This is a genomic window from Streptomyces durocortorensis (genome assembly GCF_031760065.1).
GTDB lineage: Bacteria > Actinomycetota > Actinomycetes > Streptomycetales > Streptomycetaceae > Streptomyces.
In genome coordinates, this window is record NZ_CP134500.1 from 208,208 (window position 1) to 228,953 (window position 20,746).

Genomic DNA, 20,746 nt, shown 5'->3' on the forward strand with positions numbered 1-20,746 from the left:
GCAGGATGCGGACGGGGGGCTGGAACGCGGCCTGCGAACGTCACTCGTCGCCGGTGAGTTCCTGGAGCTTGGCCGACAGGATCCGACCGACGGCGGCCAGCGTCTCGGGCCGGGTCAGCATGGTCCCGTGCTCGCCGGGCACCACATGTGCTTCGACCGTGCCACGGACGTAGGGCTGCCAGGCCGCGGCGTCGACCGGCGGGTCCTGCTGCTCCGAGCAGGCGATCAGCAGCAGGTCGCCGTCGATCGCACCGGGCCGGTAGTCGATGGTCAAGTGGGTGTTGTTCGCCGAGATCTCGGTGATCGCCGCGAGCCTGTCCTCGTCCAGGTTGGCCAGCGCGCTTCCCTGGCGACGCAGGATCTCCCGCGCCCTGGCGAAGGTCATCTCCTCGTCCTCCTGCCGGTGGGTTCCGTCATCGACGAGACCCACGTGGTACAGGAGCATCACCCGGTCGTCGGGCGCGGGTACGTCCGCGTGGGTCAGCCCCTGCCAGTTGGGGATCACGTCGAGTACCGCGACCAGCGCCACCGGTTCGCCGCGTCGCCGGAACTCCGTGGCCAGAGCGTGCGCGCACAGTCCGCCGAAGGACCAGCCGGCCAGGTGGTAGGGCCCGTGCGGCTGCACGCTCTGGATCTGGTCGGCGTAGTCCACCGCCATCTCCTCGATGCTGCCCGGCCGGGGCTCCGGACGGGCCAGACTGCGGGCCTGGATTCCGTACAGCGGGTACTGCGGATCGATCTGCTTGATCAGCGCGCTGTACGACCAGCTGATGCCGCCGCCCGGGTGGATGAAGAACAGCGGCGGCCGACTGCCTCGGGGGCGCAGCGGCAACACCACCTCGTAGGAGTCGTCCGAGTCGTCGACTTCGAGCCGGGCCGCGATTCCGCCCGGGGTCGGCGCCTCGAACAGGCTGCGCAGACCCAGCTCGACACCGAACGCGGCCCGCAGCCGGGCCATCAGCCGGGTGGCCAGCAGGGAGTGCCCGCCCAGGTCGAAGAAGTCCTCGTCCACACCCACGAGGGGCCGCCCCAGCACCTCCGCGAACAGCTCGCACACGACCTGCTCCTGCGGAGTGGCCGGTGCCCGGCCGATGTCGGCGCGCTCCGGTGCGAACGTGGGGAGCGCGGCGCGGTCGAGCTTGCCGTTGGCGGTGAGCGGCAGTCGGTCGAGGGGGATGATGGCGTCGGGGCGCATGTAGTCGGGCAGCAGGCGGCGGGTGTGCTCGCGCAGGGCGATGAGCAGGGCGCCGGTGTCCCGGCCTGCGGCCGGACTGGTGGTCCAGGAGGACAGCGGCGTTTCGGGACCGGCGGCGCCCGCGGAGGCGTACGCACCGACGGCGACGCGCCCTTCCAGGGTTCCGTGCTGGATGTAGGTGACGTCGACGACGGCCGGATCGTGTGTGCTCCAGCTGATCGCGGTCCGGTAGCCGTGCTCCTCCCCCAGCCTGTGCAGGTCCTCCGGATCGACACCGGGCACGAGCGGATCTGTCGGCGCCGTCCCGGCTTCGAGAGCGTGCTGTACGGCCAGGTCGTGGGCGATACGTGCGTTCGGGACGCCGGTAACCCGCAGTTGCTCGGGCCGTCCGGTGCGCAACTGCTCGGCGAGGGCGTCGAGGTCCCGGGGCCAGGGGCGGGTGGGGATGTCGGTGAGCGGGTGGGGGGTGATGCCGGTTTTGTAGAGGGTGGCGTCGTAGCGGTAGCGGGTGAGTTCGTTGTGGGCGGTGCCGCGTTTGAGCTGGATGTCGGTGCCTGCGAGGTCGGGGATGTGGTGGGCGAGTGCGGTGAAGTACTCCGGGTCCACCAGGAGTTCCTTCTCCAGGACGAGGCTCTGCTCGACCGCGCGGCGAACGGCGGTGGTGTCACCCGGGTCGTCGGCACAGGCCGTCTGGACGGCTGCGGCGAAGGTGCGCAGCAGCCGCGGGTTGCGGACATCGCCGATGAAGAGGGCTCCGCCTGGGGCGAGCAGCCGGAATGCCTGCTCGATGACCTGTTCCAGGTAGTCGGCGTTGGGGAAGTACTGGACGACGGAGTTGAGGATGATCGTGTCGAAGTGGCCCTGCGGCAGCTCGGCGTGCTCATGCGCGGCCTGCACTCGCAGGGTGACACGCCGGGCGAGTTCGGGGTCGGCGTCGACGTGGCGCCGCAGCGCTTCTACGACGGTGGGTGAGAAGTCGGTCCCCCAGTACTCCTCGCACTCGGGTGCCAGCCGGGCGAGGAGCAACCCGGTACCGACGCCGATCTCCAGGACCCGTTCGGGCTTGAGCGCCTTGACCCGTTCGATCGTGGCCGCTTGCCACTCGCGCATCTCGGGCAGCGGGATGGGCTGACCGTCGTAACTGCTGTTCCACCCGGAGAAGTCCTCTCCGAGCTCCGAACCCGACTCTGCGTACAGCGAGTTGTAGAGGTCCTGCCACTCCCCGATCTGGCTCCGCTCCTCCTCGTCGCTGGGGCTGGTGGATTCGGTGTCGGCGACGATGTAGGCGGTGAGGCGGGTGTTGCCGGGTTGGTCTTCGTGGACGAGGACGGCGGCCTGGGCGATGTCGGGATGGCCGGTCAGCACGGCCTCGATCTCGCCCGGCTCGATACGGAACCCGCGGATCTTGACCTGATGGTCGGCACGCCCCATGAACTCCAGCACACCGTCCGGACTCTGGCGCACCAGGTCACCGGTGCGGTACATCCGGGCACCGGGCTCCGGGGCGTAGGGGTCGGCCACGAAACGCTCTGCCGTCAGTCCCGGCCGGTTCAGGTAGCCGCGTGCCAGGCCCGCGCCCGCGATGTGGAGTTCACCGATCACGCCCGGTACGACCGGTTGCAGTCCGCCGTCCAGGACGTAGGTACGCATGTTGGCCATCGGGCGGCCGATGGGCACGACCGGACCGCCGGTGTAAGGGCGGGTGACAGGATGGCAGGTGGCGAAGGTGGTGGTCTCGGTCGGCCCGTACCCGTCCACGACCGTCACCGCCGGGCACGCCTCCTGGACCCGCCGCACAGAGACCGCGGAGACGGCCTCGCCACCGGTCCACACCTCACGCACCGAGGCCAGACACTCGGGAGCATGCTCGACGACCACGTCGAACAGCGAACTGGTCAGCCACAGCGCCGTCACCCGCTGCCCCGTGATCACCTGCTGAAGCATGGGGACGTCAAGGTCACCCGCCGGAGCGACCACAACAGTCCCCCCGTTGAGAAGAGGAACCCACAGCTCATACGTCGAAGCGTCGAACGCCGTCGGCGAGTGCAACAGCACACGCTCATGAGCCCCACCCCCGAAACGCGGATCCAGCGCCAGAGCAGCGACATTGCGATGACTGACCACAACACCCTTGGGAACACCCGTCGAACCCGACGTATACATCACATACACCGCAGCGTCGGGATGGACGCTGACCTCGGGGCCACCGGGGCCGGCCTCGGGTCGGCCCGGCACGGGCGGCCGGATCAGCTCACATGCCTCAGCCCCTGGCCGACGGTCCGACAGGTCGTCGGTGACCAGCAGACGGGCGCCGGTGTCGGTGAGGACGTGGCGGATGCGCTCGGCCGGATAACGGTCGTCCAGCGGCACATGAACGGCTCCGGCCTTGGCCAGAGCAAGCACCGTGGTAACCGTTTCGACCGAACGCCGCAGAAGAACCGCGACACAGTCCCCAGGACACACCCCCCGGCCGATCAGCTCACGAGCGAACCGGTCAGCACGCGCATCCAGCTCCTCATACGTCAGGGAAACCTCCCCGTCCGTGACAGCAAGCCCCTCCGGAGTCCTGGCCACCTGCCGCGCGAAAAGCTCCCCCAGCGAAACACCCGGCAAAGACAGAGCCGTCTCATTCACACCGACGACACTCCGCCGCTGCTCCTCAACCGTCAGCACACCGAACGTACTCAGCGGCCGATCAGGATGCGTGGTAGCCGCGTCCAGCAAGCGGACCCACCGGTCGAAGAGCGCCTGGACCGTGGACGCGTCATACAGGTCACTGGAGTACTCGACAGCACCGGTGATCCCCAGCGGCTCACCCTGACCACCACGCCGCTCCGCCAAACTGAAGAACAGATCGAACTTCGCCGTGTGCGTACGCCCGGGAGCCACATCGATATGCAGACCGGGCAACTCGAAAGCCGCCTCGGGAGCATTCTGCAAAGCCAGCATCACCTGGAACAACGGATGATGGGCCAGACTACGCGTCGGATTCAGATGCTCCACCAGATACTCGAACGGAACATCCTGATGCGCATACGCCGCCAACGACGTCTCACGCACCCGCGCGATCAACTCCGAAAGCGTCGGATTACCCGACGTATCCGTCCGCAACACCAAAGTATTCACGAAGAACCCGATCAGATGATCCAGACTCTGATCCGTACGACCCGCGATCGGACTCCCCAAAGGAACATCCCGACCCGCACCCAACCGCGACAGCAGAGCCGCAAGACCCGCCTGCAACACCATGAACAGACTCGCACCCGTAGACCGCGCCAGATCCGCCAGACGCCGATGCAGCACCGCATCGACATCGACCGTGACGTAATCCCCCCGATACGACATCACCGCCGGACGCGGACGATCCACCGGCAGCATCAGCTGATCAGGCAACCCCGCCAACGCCCGCGTCCAGTAATCGATCTGCGTCGCGAACAGACTCTCCGGATCATCCTGATCACCCAGCAACTCGTTCTGCCACAACGTGTAATCCGCGTACTGCACCACCAGATCCGACCACCCCGGCGCCTCCCCCCGCACCCGCGCCGCATAAGCACGAGCCAGATCCGAAGCCAAAGGACCCAACGACCAACCATCACCCGCAATGTGATGGACCACCATCAGCAGCACGTACTCCTGCGCCGACAGCTCGAACAGGTCTGCTCGCAGGGGCGGTTCGGCCGCGAGGTCGAAGGGATGGCGGGACGCCGCCGTGAGGACGTCCGGCAGCTCCGTCTCGGTCGTCGGAGTGACGATCAGCCGCGGTACGGCCGCCTCGGGCGCCAGTACGTGCTGGTACGGCACGCCTTCGGTCTCCGGGAACACCGTCCGCAGACTCTCGTGACGGGCCACGAGGTCGCCCAGAGCGGCCCGCAGCGCGTCGCGGTCCAGCTCACCTGTGAGCCGCAGTGCCAGCGGAATGTTGTAGGTGGCGCTGGGTCCCTCCATCTTGTGGATGAACCACAGCCGGCGCTGGGCGAAGGACAGGGGCATGACGTCGGGCCGCTGCCGCTGTGTGAGCGCCAGACGGCCGGGCCCCGCGGTGTCCAGGAGCGTGGCCACCTCGGCCGGCGTCGGACCCTCGAAGAGCGAGCGCAGCTCCAGCTCCACCCCGAAGACTGCCCGGACCTGGGCGATCAGGCGGGTGGCCAGAAGCGAGTGCCCGCCCAGGTGGAAGAAGTCGTCGTCCACCCCGACCCGCGACAGCCCGAGGACCTGCGCGAACAGATCGCACACGATCTGCTCCTGCGGCGTACGCGCCTCCCGCCCCGCGGCCGACACCGACAACTCCGGCTCCGGGAGCGCCGCACGGTCCAGCTTGCCGTTGGCCGTCAGCGGGAGCCGGTCGAGGGGGACGATGAACGCGGGGACCATGTAGTCGGGCAGATGGTGACGGCTGTGCTCGCGGAGCTTGGTGACGAGGGCACCGGTGCCGCGGCGGGCGGCGGGGTTGGTGGTCCAGGTCGACAGGGGCGTGACGGAGGTGGCCGTACCGGCTGGGGCGTAGGTACCCACAGGAGTGCCCTCGGCAGGTCGGCTCCGGTCGAGGAGGATGACGTCGACGGTGTCGCGGTCGTGGGTGCTCCAAGTGATGCCGGTCCAGTAGCCGTGTTCGTCTCCCAGGGCCTGGAACGCTTCCAGGGGGATCTGGGTGACGTCGGTGTCGGCGGGCTGAGGTGTGTCGCCGTAGAGGGTGTGCTGCGCGGCGATCTCGTGGGCGAGGCGGGGGTTCGGGACGCCGGTGACGCGGAGTTGGGCAGGGCATTCGGTTTCGAGGTGGCGGTGCAGATCGGCGAGGGTGGCGCCGGGGTCGGTGTGCCGGGGCCAGGGGCGGGTGGGGATGTCGGTGAGCGGGTGGGGGGTGATGCCGGTTTTGTAGAGGGTGGCGTCGTAACGGTAGCGGGTGAGTTCGTTGTGGGCGGTGCCGCGTTTGAGCTGGATGTCGGTGCCCGCGAGGTCGGGGATGTGGTGGGCGAGTGCGGTGAAGTACTCCGGGTCCACCAGGAGTTCCTTCTCCAGGACGAGGCTCTGCTCGACCGCGCGGCGAACGGCGGCCGTGTCCGTCGGGTCGTCGGCGCGCGCGGTGTGGACGGCTGCGGCGAAGGTGCGCAGCAGCCGCGGGTTGCGGACATCGCCGATGAAGAGGGCCCCGCCGGGAGCGAGCGCGCGGACCGCGTTCGCGACGACCTGTTCCAGGTAGCCGGCGTTGGGGAAGTACTGGACGACGGAGTTGAGGATGATCGTGTCGAAGTGGCCTGCGGGGAGGCCGTCGAAGTCGTGGGCGGGCCGGGTGCGCAGTCGGACCCGGGAGACGAGGGCGGGATCGGCGTCGACGTGGCGCTGAAGGTCCTTGATGACGGTGGGCGAGAAGTCGGTGCCCCAGTACTCCTCGCAGTCGGGCGCCAGCCGGGCGAGGAGCAGTCCGGTGCCCACGCCTATTTCGAGGACGCGGCGGGGGCGGAGCGTCCTGATGCGGTCGACGGTCGTGTCGCGCCACTCCAGCATCTCGGGCAGCGGAATCGGCTGACCGTCGTAACTGCTGTTCCAGCTTGCGAAGTTCTCGCCGAACTCCGTCCCGGGCGCGGTGGCGTAGACGGAGTCGTACAGGTCCTGCCACTCGCTCAGCTGGCTCTGCTCGACCTCCTCGTCGTACGCGCGCGCCGAGGTGTCGGCGACGACGTAGGCAGCCAGCCGGGCGTCCCCGGGTTCGTCCTCGCGGACGACGACGGCGGCCTGGGCGATGTCGGGGTGGTCGCTCAGCACGGCCTCGATCTCGCCGGGCTCGATACGGAACCCGCGGATCTTGACCTGGTGATCGGCACGGCCGACGAACTCCAGCTCCCCGTCCGGGTTCCGGCGCACCAGGTCACCGGTGCGGTACATCCGGGCACCGGGCTCGGGAGCGTAGGGGTCGGCGACGAAACGCTCGGAGGTCAGGCCCGGGCGGCCCAGATAGCCGCGGGCCACACCCGCACCCGCGATGTACAGCTCCCCCACCACACCCGGCGCGACCAGCCGCAGTCCGTCGTCCAGGACGTACACCCGAGTATTGATGATCGGCCGGCCGATCGGCGGTGCACCCGTGGTGCCGGCCAGATCCGCGGCGGTCGACCAGATGGTCGTCTCGGTCGGTCCGTACAGGTTGGTGAGGTCCTCGGTGAGGGTCCGCAGCGAGTCGGCCAGGGCGACGGGCAGTGCCTCGCCGCCGACCAGTACGCGCAGTCCGCGCAGGGCCTCCGGCTCGTGTGCGACCAGCAGTTGCCACAGTGACGGCGTTCCCTGCACGACGGTGACACCGTGCCGGGCTATCAGGTCGAGCAGCGCGGACGGCTGAGGGACGGCTTCCTTGGGCGCGAGGACGACCGCGGCACCCGAGAGCAGCGGGTGGTACAACTCCAGCGCCGCGATGTCGAAGGCGACCGTGGTGACCGCGAGCAGCCGCTCGTCGGGCCCGAGCGGCACCTTGTGCCGCATGGCCTGGAGGAAGTTGAGCAGAGCGGCGTGCGGCACGACCACGCCCTTGGGGCGTCCGGTCGAGCCGGACGTGTAGATCACATACGCGGCATCGGCGGCTGTCAGCGGCGCGGCACGGTCGGCGTCGTCCGGGTCGGTGTCGGGGCAGTCGGCCAGCAGCGCCTGTGTGTCCGCGGAGTCCAGCGTCAGCCGCTGCGGCCAACCGTCGCCGGCCGGCAGCTGCGCGTCCGTCGCCGCGGTGGTCAGCAGGAGCGTCGGCTCGGCATCCGCCAGCACGTACTCAAGGCGCCCGGAGGGATGGCCCGGGTCCAGTGGCAGGTACGCGGCACCGGTCTTGAGTACCGCCAGGAGAGCTACCACCAGGTCGACGGAGCGCGGCAGGGCGAGCGCGATCACCGTGTCCGGTCCGGCACCCCGGCGCAGCAGGGCGTGGGCCAGCCGGTTGGCGCTGCTGTTCAGTTCCGCGTACGTCAGGGAGGTGTCCCCGGCGATCAGGGCGACGGCATCCGGCGTGGCCCGCGCCTGCTCGGCGAAACGTACCGGCAGCAGGTCCTCCCCGACCTCGGCCTCGGTGTCCAACCAGGTGCCGAGCGCCTGTTGGTGTTCCTCGGAGGTGAGGAGGTCGATGTCGTCGAGTGGTTGGTCGGGGTGGGTGGTGGCCGCGTCCAGCAGGCGGACCCACCGGTCGAAGAGCGCCTGGACCGTGGACGCGTCATACAGGTCACTGGAGTACTCGACGGCACCGGTGATCCCCTGCGGCTCACCCTGGCCACCACGCCGCTCCGCCAGGCTGAAGAACAGATCGAACTTCGCCGTGTGCGTACGCCCGGGAGCCACATCGATATGCAGACCGGGCAACTCGAAAGCCGCCTCGGGAGCATTCTGCAAAGCCAGCATCACCTGGAACAACGGATGATGGGCCAGACTACGCGTCGGATTCAGATGCTCCACCAGATACTCGAACGGAACATCCTGATGCGCATACGCCGCCAACGACGTCTCACGCACCCGCGCGATCAACTCCGAAAGCGTCGGATTACCCGACGTATCCGTCCGCAACACCAAAGTATTCACGAAGAACCCGATCAGATGATCCAGACTCTGATCCGTACGACCCGCGATCGGACTCCCCAAAGGAACATCCCGACCCGCACCCAACCGCGACAGCAGAGCCGCAAGACCCGCCTGCAACACCATGAACAGACTCGCACCCGTAGACCGCGCCAGATCCGCCAGACGCTGATGCAGCACCGCATCGACATCGACCGTGACGTAATCCCCCCGATACGACATCACCGCCGGACGCGGACGATCCACCGGCAGCATCAGCTGATCAGGCAACCCCGCCAACGCCCGCGTCCAGTAATCGATCTGCGTCGCGAACAGACTCTCCGGATCATCCTGATCACCCAGCAACTCGTTCTGCCACAACGTGTAATCCGCGTACTGCACCACCAGATCCGACCACCCCGGCGCCTCCCCCCGCACCCGCGCCGCATAAGCACGAGCCAGATCCGAAGCCAAAGGACCCAACGACCAACCATCACCCGCAATGTGATGGAGGACGAGAAGAAGGACATGCCGGTCGGGTGAGAGGCGCAGCAGTTCGGCACGCAGTGGCGGTTCGACGGACAGGTCGAAGAGATGTCGGGACGCCGCCGTGAGGACGTCCGGCAGCTCCGTCTCGGTGACCTCGATCGTGGACAGCTCGACAGTGACGGAGTCGAGGACGTGTTGACGCGGGGTGCCTTCGGCTTCGGGGAACACCGTGCGCAGGGTCTCGTGGCGGGCCACCACATCGCCCAGGGCCGCCCGCAGCGCCTCATCGTCCAGCTCACCCGTCAGCCGCAGGACGAGCGGAATGTTGTAGGTGGCGCTCGGCCCCTCCATCTTGTGCAGGAACCACAGCCGACGCTGGGCGAAGGACAGCGGTACGGGGTCGGGCAGTTGCTGCCTGGTCAGGGCCAGACGCGCGGGCCCCGCGGTGTCGAGGCGGGCTGCGACCGCACCGGCGGTCCGCGCCTCGAAGAGCGTGCGCAGGCCGATCTCGACGCCGAAGGCGGCCCGGATGCGGGCGATCAGGCGGGTGGCCAGCAACGAGTGCCCGCCCAGGTGGAAGAAGTCGTCGTCCACCCCGACCCGCGACAGCCCGAGGACCTGCGCGAACAGATCGCACACGATCTGCTCCTGCGGCGTACGCGCCTCCCGCCCCGCCCCACCCGACGTGAAATCAGGCACCGGCAACGCCGCACGGTCCAGCTTGCCGTTGGCCGTCAGCGGAAGGTCCTCCATGGGTACGACGGCCGACGGCACCATGTGCTCGGGCAGCCGCTCCCGGGTGAACTCCAGTACGCCGTCGAGCCGTAGGGTCTCCCGCGCCACCGCGTAGGCCACCAGTCGGGCCCTGCCGGGTTCGTCCTCGCGGACGACGACGGCGGCCTGGGCGATGTCGGGGTGGTCGCTCAGCACGGCCTCGATCTCGCCGGGCTCGATACGGAACCCGCGGATCTTGACCTGGTGGTCGGCACGGCCGACGAACTCCAGCTCCCCGTCCGGGTTCCGGCGCACCAGGTCACCGGTGCGGTACATCCGGGCGCCGGGCTCGGGAGCGTAGGGGTCGGCGACGAAACGCTCGGAGGTCAGACCGGGGCGGTTCAGGTAGCCGCGGGCCACACCCGCACCCGCGATGTACAGCTCCCCCACCACACCGGGAGCCACCAGCCGCAGTCCGGAACCCAGCACGTAGGCACGGGTGTTGGCGATCGGGCGGCCGATCGGCGCGGACGCCGGCCAGCCGTCGGGGTCGTGGCCCAAGGTATGGGCCGTGACCACATGCGTCTCGGTGGGACCGTAGTGGTTGTGCAGTGCGCGGCCCGGCGCCGACCGGTGGAACTCACGGACCGGGCGGCTCAGCGTCAACGCCTCACCGGCCTGCGCGACGGTACGCAGCCGGGGCAGCGTCCGGCCCTGCTCGACCGCGGCCTCGGCGAGAGCCTCCAGCACCAGGTTCGGCGCGAACAACTCCTCCACCCGCTGGTCGTCCAGCCATGCGGCGAACCGGGCCGCGTCACGCCGGACGTCCTCGGCGGGGATCACCAGCGTCTTGCCGAAGAGCAGGGCCGACAGCAGCTCCTGCGCGGACACGTCGAAGCTGATGGCCGTGAACTGCGCGGTCCTGGTGCCCGGTTCGCCGCCGACCTCCTTGTGGTGCCACTCCAGGAGGTTCAGCAGTGCGCCCGCGGGCATGACGACGCCCTTGGGCCGTCCGGTGGAGCCGGAGGTGTAGATGACGTAGGCGGGGTGGTCGGGTGCGAGGGCGGTGACGGGGTTGCGGGTGGGGTGGTCGGCGAGGTCGGCCGGGGTGTCCGGGGCGTCGAGGAGGAGGACGGGGGTGTCGGGTACGGCGGGGAGGTCTGCCTTCGTCGCCGTGGTCGTGAGGAGGAGACCGGGGCGGGCGTCGGTGACCATGTGGGTCAGGCGGGCATGGGGGTATTCGGGGTCGAGGGGGAGATAGGCGGCGCCGGCCTTGAGGACGGCGAGGACGGCCAGGACGAGGTCGGTGGAGCGGGGCAGAGCGAGGGCCACGACGTGTTCGGGGCCGATACCACGGGCCGTGAGCAGGTGGGCCAGCCGGTTCGCCCGCTCGTTGAGCTCCCGGTAGGTCAGGGTGGCCTCGTCACAGACCACCGCGAGTGTGTCCGGGGTCTCGACGACCCGTGCCTCGAACAGCCCCGGCAACGTTGTCCCCATGGTCCGGGGGGCCTCGTCGGGGACGGTCGACAGCGTGGCGCGCTCCTCGTCGGTGAGCAGGTCGATCCGCCCGATCGGCCGATCGGCGTCGGTGGTGACGAGGTCGAGGACCTGGGCCAGCCGGTCCAGGAGCCCGGCGGCCGTGGCCCGGTCGACGAGGTCGTCGCGGTAGTCGAGGCGGAGGTAGAGGCGCCGCCCCGGGGCGGCGATCAGGGTGAGTGGGTAGTGGGTCGCATCCCGTCCACGGCCGAGGTCCGGGACGACCCGCAGACCGCCGTCCGGCACCTCGCCGGATTCGTCCCAGGGGTAGTTCTCGAACACCATGGCCGTGTCGAAGAGGTCACCTGGACCGGCCAGCTGCTGGATGCGGGCCAGCCCGAGGTGGTGGTGCGCGGTCAGCCGCGTCTGTACGTCCTGGAGCCGCTTGACGGTGGAGGACAGCGACTGCGCGGGATCCAGCGCGACCCGGACGGGCACCGTGTTGATGAACAGGCCCACCATGGCTTCGACGCCGGGAAGTTGCGGGTCTCGTCCGGCCACGACGGCCCCGAACACGACGTCGTCCTGTCCCGTGCGCCGGCTCAGCACCAGACCCCAGGCGGCCTGGAGAACGGTGTTCATGGTCACGCCCTGCCGACGCGCCCAGTCGGCAAGCGCCGCCGTGCGGTCCTCGTCCAGCTCGACGGTGATCCGCTCCGGCATCCGTGCGGCCCGCGCCGGATCCACCGGCGTGACCAGGGTCGGCTGCTCCAGGCCGGCGAGCGCCCCGCTCCAGGCGGCCTCCGCCGCAGGCCGGTCCTGCTGGGCGAGCCAGCCCAGGTACTGCCGGTACGGGGTCACCCTGGGAAGTGCGGCGACATCGCCGTGGCTGCCGTACAGCGCGACCAGTTCGCGGACCAGGATGGGCATCGACCAGCCGTCGAGCAGGATGTGATGGGTGGTCATGATCAGACGGTGGTGTTCGTCGGCCAGCCTCACCAGCGAGAAACGCAGCAGTGGCGGCTCGGCCAGGTCGAAGCGGCGGGCGTGTTCCTTGGCCGCGAGCCGGACCAGCTCGGCCTCCGCCTCGGCGGCGGGCAGCGACGACAGGTCGGACTCCTCCCACGGCAGGACCGCCTCGCGGGGGATCAGCTGCACGGTCTGCCCCGAATCCACCTGCCGGAATCCGGCGCGCAGGTTCGGGTGCCGCTGGAGGAGCGCGCGGACAGCCGCCCGCAGCCGCGCCCCGTCGAGGGTGCCCTCGACGTCGAAGACGTGCTGCACCGCATAGACGTCCGCCCCGTCCTGCTCGTAGCGGGAGTGAAACAGCAGCCCCTCCTGCATGGGAGTGAGGGGAAGGATGTCTTCCAGGCCCGACGGCGTCATTTCTGAATCCTCCACGCGGCTTCGAGCTGTTCGATGTCGTGCTGGCTGAGTTCGGTCAGTGGGAAGTCCGAGGGTGTGTGGCCGCCCGTGCCGGACCGGTCGCCGTGCCGGACCAGGCCTCGGATCGCCTGGAACCACTGTTCGGCGAGGGTGCGGACGTGGTCTTCGGGCCAGAGACCGGGGGCCCACGTCCAGACGGCCTCCAGCCACGGCCCGTCCGGGGTGTCGCGGGCCATGGAGTTGACCTCCAGCCCGTGCGCCAGGGCGGTGCCCGGATCGGTGCCGCTCAGCAGGCCCGTCTCCGATGCCACGGTCCACGCGGGATTGCCGGGCACCACCGGTGTCCCCGCCGACGGGAATCGTCCGAGGTAGTTGAATCCGAGTTGGGGCGTTGCGAGCCTGGCCAGCTCGGGCCCTGTCCCGGGATGGAGGTGGCGGAGCAGGCCGAAGCCCATGCCCCGGTCGGGCAGCGCCCGCAGCTGCTCCTTGACCCGTTTCAGGGCCTGCCCGAGAGCCGGCCCGCCGGCGAGGACCTCCTCCCAGGCGAGTGGGCCGGGATCGACCCGGACGGGATACAGCGAGGTGAACCAGCCCACGGTGCGTGCCAGGTCCACTCCCTCGATGATCTCCTCGCGCCCGTGCCCCTCCACGTCCACCAGCACCGCGGTGTGCCGCCCGCGGGCCTGGCTGTGGCGCCACTGCGCGACCGCCAGGCCGAGGGCGGTCAGCAGGACGTCGTTCACCCCGGCGTGGAAGGCCGTCGGCACCGTCGTCAGGAGCGGGGTGGTGACGTCGGGCGGGAGGGAGAGCGTGATTTCGCGGGCCCGGCCCACTGTGTCCCGTACGGGATCCAGTCGGCCGGTTGTCAGCGGCGGATCGGCGGCGGTGAGCAGGTCGGTCCAGAGCCTTGCCTCCGCGACGCGGGCCGGCCGGCGGGCCTCCGCGGCCAGCAGCCCCGCCCAGCGGCGCAGCGAGGTGCCCACCGGCTCCAGCCGGGGCGGGCGCCCCGACCCGACCGCCTCCCAGGAGGCGATGAGATCCGGAAGAAGGATTCGCCAGGAGACCCCGTCCACCACGAGATGGTTGAGCAGGAGGAGCAGCCTGCCGGGACGGACCGGTCCGGCGTCGAACCAGACCGCCTGGAGCAGCGGCCCCCGTTCGGCCGACAGGCGGGCGGTCGCCGCCTTCACCTGGTCGCGGACCAGGGACTCGTCGACGTCGGCGCCGCCGAGGTGGACGACCTGCACCAGCTCGGAGGCCGTCACGGAACCCACCGGTCCGACCTCAAGCGACCACGCCCCGCCGTCCGGGCCGCCCGGCGTCCGGGTCAACCGCAGCGCGTCATGGTGGTCGACGAGCGCCTGGACGGCCGAGGTGAGGCGCTTCTCACCGAGATCGGCCGGCACCTCCAGCAGCATGGCCTGGTAGAACTCGTCGACTCCACCGCCACGCGCGTCGAACCAGCGCATGATCGGGGTCGGTTCCACCGTCCCGGTGCCGGAGTCGTCGGAATCCGGGACCGACAGGGTGAGTTCGTCGGCGACCTCGGCGAGTCCGGCCACCGTCCGCCGCTCGAAGACGTCCCGTACGGCGAGCCCGACGCCCGCTGAACGGGCCAGGCTGACCAGGCGGATCGAGACGATACTGTCCCCGCCGAGTACGAAGAAGTCGTCGTCGCACCCGACCCGGTCCACCCCCAGCACCTGGGTGAACAAGTCGCTGAGCAGCCGCTCGCGCGGGGTGCGCGGCTCACGGCTCTCCGCGTCCGCCCGCACGACCGGGCCGGGGGCGGGCAGGGCGGCGTCGTCGAGCTTGCCGTTGGCCGTCAACGGCAAACGGTCCAGCGTGACGTACGCGGACGGCAGCATGTAGTCCGGCAGTCGCCGTTGCGCGAACTCACGGAGGCCTTCCGGGGGCGTGGCGGTGTCGGCGACGATGTAGGCGGTGAGGCGGGTGTTGCCGGGTTGGTCCTCGTGGACGAGGACGGCGGCCTGGGCGATGTCGGGATGGCCGGTCAGCACGGCCTCGATCTCGCCCGGCTCGATACGGAACCCGCGGATCTTGACCTGATGGTCGGCACGCCCCATGAACTCCAGCACACCGTCCGGACTCTGGCGCACCAGGTCACCGGTGCGGTACATCCGGGCACCGGGCTCCGGGGCGTAGGGGTCGGCCACGAAACGCTCTGCCGTCAGTCCCGGCCGGTTCAGGTAGCCGCGTGCCAGGCCCGCTCCCGCGATGTGGAGTTCACCGATCACGCCCGGTACGACCGGTTGCAGTCCGCCGTCCAGGACATAGGTACGCATGTTGGCCATCGGGCGGCCGATGGGCACGACCGGACCCCCGGTGTAAGGGCGGGTGACAGGATGGCAGGTGGCGAAGGTAGTGGTCTCGGTCGGCCCGTACCCGTCCACGACCGTCACCGACGGGCACACCTCCTGGACCCGCCGCACAGAGACCGCGGAGACGGCCTCGCCACCGGTCCACACCTCACGCACCGAGGCCAGACACTCGGGAGCATGCTCGACGACCACGTCGAACAGCGAACTGGTCAGCCACAGCGCCGTCACCCGCTGCCCCGTGATCACCTGCTGAAGCATGGGGACGTCAAGGTCACCCGCCGGAGCGACCACAACAGTCCCCCCGTTGAGAAGAGGAACCCACAGCTCATACGTCGAAGCGTCGAACGCCGTCGGCGAGTGCAACAGCACACGCTCATGAGCCCCACCCCCGAAACGCGGATCCAGCGCCAGAGCAGCGACATTGCGGTGACTGACCACAACACCCTTGGGAACACCCGTCGAACCCGACGTATACATCACATACACCGCAGCGTCGGGGGCGACACCACCTGGGTTACACCGCTCGATCGACGGGCCCGCCACGTTCGGCACCTCGTATTCGCCCTGGCGGGCGTCACGGTCGATGACGAGCAAGTCCGTTGGCAGGGAGGCGAGTTTCGGCTGTGACGCCTCGTCGGTCACGATGAGTGAGACGTCGGTGTCGGTGAGGACGTGGCGGATGCGCTCGGCCGGATAACGGTCGTCCAGCGGCACATGAACGGCTCCGGCCTTGGCCAGAGCAAGCACCGTCGTGACCGTTTCGACCGAACGCCGCAGAAGAACCGCGACACCGTCCCCGGGACACACTCCCCGGCCGATCAGCTCACGAGCGAACCGGTCGGCACGCGCATCCAGTTCCTCATACGTCAGGGAAACCTCCCCGTCCGTGACAGCAAGCCCCTCCGGAGTCCTGGCCACCTGCCGCGCGAAAAGCTCCCCCAGCGAAACACCCGGCAAAGACAGAGCCGTCTCATTCACACCGACGACACTGCGCCGCTGCTCCTCAGCCGTCAGCACACCGAACGCACTCAGAGGCCGATCAGGATGCATGGTGGCCGCGTCCAGCAAGCGGACCCACCGGTCGAAGAGCGCCTGGACCGTGGACGCGTCATACAGGTCACTGGAGTACTCGACAGCACCGGTGATCCCCTGCGGCTCACCCTGACCACCACGCCGCTCCGCCAAACTGAAGAACAGATCGAACTTCGCCGTACCCGTCCTGCCCAGCTCGACGCCCGCTTGCAGCCCGGGGAGTTCGAACTCGCTCTCGGGGGCGTTCTGGAGGGCGAGCATGATCTGGAAGAGGGGGTGGTGGGCGAGGGTACGGGTGGGGTTGAGGTGCTCCACGAGGTGCTCGAAGGGGACGTCCTGGTGGGCGTAGGCGGCCAGGGAGGTCTCGCGGACACGGCTGATGAGCTCGGTAAGAGTGGGGTTGCCCGCGGTGTCGGTGCGCAGGACGAGGGTGTTGACGAAGAAGCCCACGAGGTGGTCGAGGTTCTGGTCGGTGCGGCCCGCGATGGGACTGCCGAGGGGAATGTCCTCCCCTGCCCCGAGGCGGGTGAGGAGAGCGGCGAGTCCTGCTTGGAGGACCATGAAGAGGCTGGCGCCGTTCGACCGTGAGAGGTCGGCGAGGCGTTGGTGGAGTCCGGGGTCGATGTCGACGGTGAGGTAGTCGCCCCGGTAGGTCATGACGGCCGGGCGCGGGCGGTCCGTGGGCAGGGTGAGCTGGTCGGGCAGATCGGCGAGGGCACGCGTCCAGTAGCTGATCTGAGTGGCGAAGAGGCTGTCGGGGTCGTTCTGGTCTCCGAGGAGTTCGTTCTGCCACAAGGTGTAGTCGGCGTACTGCACCGGAAGCTCGGTCCATTCCGGCGCCCGGCCCTGCGTACGTGCCGCGTACGCCTGCGTCAGCTCCCGTGACAGCGGACCCATCGACCAGCCGTCACCGGCGATGTGGTGTACCACGACCAGAAGCGCGTGCTCCCGTGCCGACATTGTGAACAGCTCGGCCCGCAGCGGAGGTTCGGCCGTGAGGTCGAAGGCGTACCGGGCTCCCGCCTCCAGCGCGGCGGGGAGTTCGGTGACGGTGGTCGGGGTGAGGTTCAGGCGCGGCACGGCCTCCTCAGGGGCCAGCACCTGCTGGCAGGGCACGCCCTCGGCCTCCGGGAACACCGTCCGCAGACTCTCGTGACGGGCCACCACGTCACCGAGGGCGGCTCGCAGCGCGCCGTGGTCCAGCTCGCCGGACAGCCGTATGACGAGCGGGATGTTGTAGGTGGCGCTCGGCCCCTCCATCCGGGCCAGGAACCAGAGCCGCCGCTGGGCCGAGGAGAGGGGGACGACCGGCGGCCGCCGGCGCCGCGTGAGCGCGAGGCGCCCGGGTCCTGCGGTGTCGAGGCGGGTGGCCACCGCGGCCGGGGTCGGGCCCTCGAACAGCAGGCGCAGTTCGAGCTCGACCCCGAAGGCGGCCCGGATCAGCGCGATCAGACGCGTGGCCAGCAAGGAGTGGCCGCCCAGCTCGAAGAAGTGGTCGTCGACCCCGACCCGCGACAGCCCGAGGACCTGCGCGAACAGATCGCACACGATCTGCTCCTGCGGCGTACGCGCCTCCCGCCCCGCGGCCGACACCGAGAACTCCGGCTCCGGGAGCGCCGCACGGTCCAGCTTGCCGTTGGCCGTCAGCGGCATGCGGTCCAGCAGGACGACGGCGGCCGGAACCATGTACTCGGGCAGCCTGTCCCGCGCGAACACCCGTAGGTCCTCGGCCCCGGGAACGTCCCTCGCGACCACGTAGGCGACGAGGCGGTCGTCACCGGACTGTTCCTGGCGGACCACCACCACCCTCGCCTCGGCGACGCCCGGGTGGTCGGTCAGCACGGCCTCGATCTCGCCGGGCTCGATACGGAACCCGCGGATCTTGACCTGGTGGTCGGCACGGCCGACGAACTCCAGCTCCCCGTCCGGGTTCCGGCGCACCAGGTCACCGGTACGGTACATCCGCGCGCCGGGGCGGGCCGCGTACGGATCCGCGATGAAGCGTTCGGCCGTCAGACCCGGTCGGCCCAGATAGCCGCGAGCCACGCCGCCCCCCGAGACGTACAACTCCCCCACCACGCCGGGCGGCACCAGCTGGAGTCCGCCGTCGAGCACATAGGCACGCAGATCGGGGATGCTTGCACCGATCACGCCGTTCGCGTCGGCGGTGGCCCGGTCACGGTCCAGCGGCTGGTACGTCACATGCACCGTGGTCTCGGTGATGCCGTACATGTTGACCAGGAGCGGCGCGTCATCGGGATGCCGCTCGTACCAGTCGGCCAGGCGGGACGGTTGCAGCGCCTCGCCGCCGAACACCACAGTCCGCAGGCCGAGCCTGTAAGGCGGCCGGGAGGCCTCTGCCCGGGCGTCCGCGTCGGCCTGCGCCAACTGGTAGAAGGCCGAAGGGGTTTGGTTGAGTACAGTGACGCCTTCTTCGGCCAGCAGGTCCAGGAAGGCACCCGGTGTCCGGCTGACCTCGTAGGGCACCACGACCAGCCGTCCGCCGTGCAGCAGCGCTCCCCACAGCTCCCAGACGGAGAAGTCGAAGGCGTAGCTGTGGAAGAGCGTCCAGACGTCGTCCGGGCCGAAGTCGAACCACTTGCGGGTGTTCTCGAACAGCCGCACCACGTTCCGGTGGGTGTTGAGGACGCCTTTGGGTTGTCCGGTGGAGCCCGAGGTGTAGATGACGTAGGCGGGGTGATCGGGTGCGAGGGCGGGGGCGGGGTTGCGCGTGACGTCGGTGGTGGCGTCCGGGGCATCCAGGAGGATGACCGAAGTGCCTTGCACTGCGGGAATGTTGGCCTGTGCCGCCGTGGTCGTGAGGAGAAGGCCCGGGCGGGCGTCGGTGACCATGTGGGCCAGACGGGCCGGCGGGTATTCGGGGTCCAGGGGAAGATAGGCCGCGCCCGCTTTCAGTGTCGCCAGGATCGCCACGACCAGGTCGGCGGAGCGGGGCAGGGCCAGCGCGACGACCTGTTCGGGACCCATGCCCCGGGCCACCAGCCGGTGGGCCAGCCGGTTCGCCCGCTCATTCAGGTCCCGGTACGTCAAGGTCAGATCCCCGCAGGTCACAGCCGCCGCGTCGGGAGTCCTGCGGACCTGCGCCTCGAACAGCCCCGTCAGCGTCGCCTCCGTCTTCGGAGGGACGTCGTCGGGTACGGCCAGGACGGCGGCCCGTTCCTCATCGGTGAGCAGGTCGATCCGGCCGATCGGCAGGGAAGGCTCCGTCGCCGTGACGGTGCGCAGGAGGGCGAGCAGGCGCTCCTGATGCGCGGCCAGTTCGTGATCCGCGAGGATTTCGGGGTGGGCGTTGAGGTCGAGGGTCAGTCCGGTGCCGTCGCGTCGGTCCCACACGGCGAGCGTGAAGTCGCCCACCAGGCCCGAGGAGAGGTTGTGCGCGGTGGTCGGCAGACCGGCGAAGGTCACCGCGTAGTCGAAGGACATGATGTTGATCACCGGCGCGTACCAGGTCCCCGCGTGGCCGGGCAGATCGAGGTCGCGCTGGAGGTCCTCGGCGCGGTAGCACTGGTGGCTGCCCAGTTCGCGTACCCGCTCGCCCACCTGGTCGAGGAGTTCGCGCAGTGTCATGCCGGGGCGGAGCGAGAGTCTGAGCGGCAGGACGTTGGCGGCCGTGCCGGGCGTGCGGCGCTGGACCTGGCTCAGGCGTGCCGTCACCGGCAGGCCGAGCACCACGGTCGGCGCGCCGGTCATCCGATGCAGATAGACGGCTGTGGCGGCGATGACCAGGTACGACCAGGGGACCCGTGCCCGGCGGGCCGCCTCGCGCAGCTCCGTCAGCCCGTCGGGGTCCAGGCCCGCGGTGTGCCGAAGGTAGCGGTCGGGAGTGGTGGACGGGCGGTCGACGATCCCGGTCGGCTCGGGGCGGTCGGCGAACCGTTCCGTCCAGTACACCCGGTCTTCGGTGAACCGTTCCGATCCGCGGTACGCCTGTTCGGCGGCGAGCATCTCGGGCAGGGAGCCGAACGGGCTCGGTGCCACCGGGCGGCCCTCGACGAGCGCGGTGTAGACGTCCGCGACCCGGCGGGTGATGAGCAGCGATCCGAAGGCGTCCATCACGGCGTGGTGGTAGCCCTGGTACCAGTAGAAGCGGTCGGCGTCCAGGCGCAGGAGCGCGTACTCGAACAGCCGGTCCTCGGCCAGGTCCATCGGCCGGGCGACCGCGGCGTCCAGCCAGTGGCGGGCGGCCCGTTCGGGGTCCGGCTCCGCACGGAGATCGACCAGAGAGGGTGACCAGTCGCCGAGCTCGCGGACGACCTGACGGACCTCGCCGCGTTCCTCGACGAAACCGACATGCAGGGCGTCCGCCTCAGCGACGACCAGCAGCAGCGCCTGCTCGAACAGGGCCGGGTCCACCTGCCCATGGATCTCCAGAAATTCACCCACCCGGAAAACTCGATTCGCTTCCCCGAGCCGCTGCTCGGCGATCCATATCTCGCGTTGCGCAGCCGCGAGGGGCAGCTTGGTGCCGACGCTGACGGACAAGTCTCCACCTCCGAAAATTCCCCGCACGGACGGCCGGAGAGACAGGAATGAAAAGCTCGTAACGGCCCGGAGAACTCTTAGTAAA

At 69.7% G+C, this 20,746-nt stretch carries 2 protein-coding genes; both read right to left on the reverse strand.

The genetic code is table 11. The features are described 5' to 3' along the window. Positions 1-40 precede the first annotated feature (40 nt). Complete coding sequence (locus tag RI138_RS00895; RefSeq protein WP_311118325.1) at positions 41-12,784, reverse strand: non-ribosomal peptide synthetase; 12,744 nt, start codon at positions 12,782-12,784, stop codon at positions 41-43. Next, positions 12,781-20,661, reverse strand: coding sequence for a non-ribosomal peptide synthetase (locus RI138_RS00900; protein WP_311118326.1), 7,881 nt, complete (start codon positions 20,659-20,661; stop codon positions 12,781-12,783). The genes RI138_RS00895 and RI138_RS00900 overlap by 4 nt, the downstream gene beginning before the upstream one ends. Positions 20,662-20,746 lie beyond the last annotated feature (85 nt).

Bases quoted from the DNA above. Each gene is read 5' to 3' on its own strand.
- RI138_RS00895 (WP_311118325.1), bottom strand. From the start codon at position 12,784: ATGACGCCGTCGGGCCTGGAAGACATCCTTCCCCTCACTCCCATGCAG.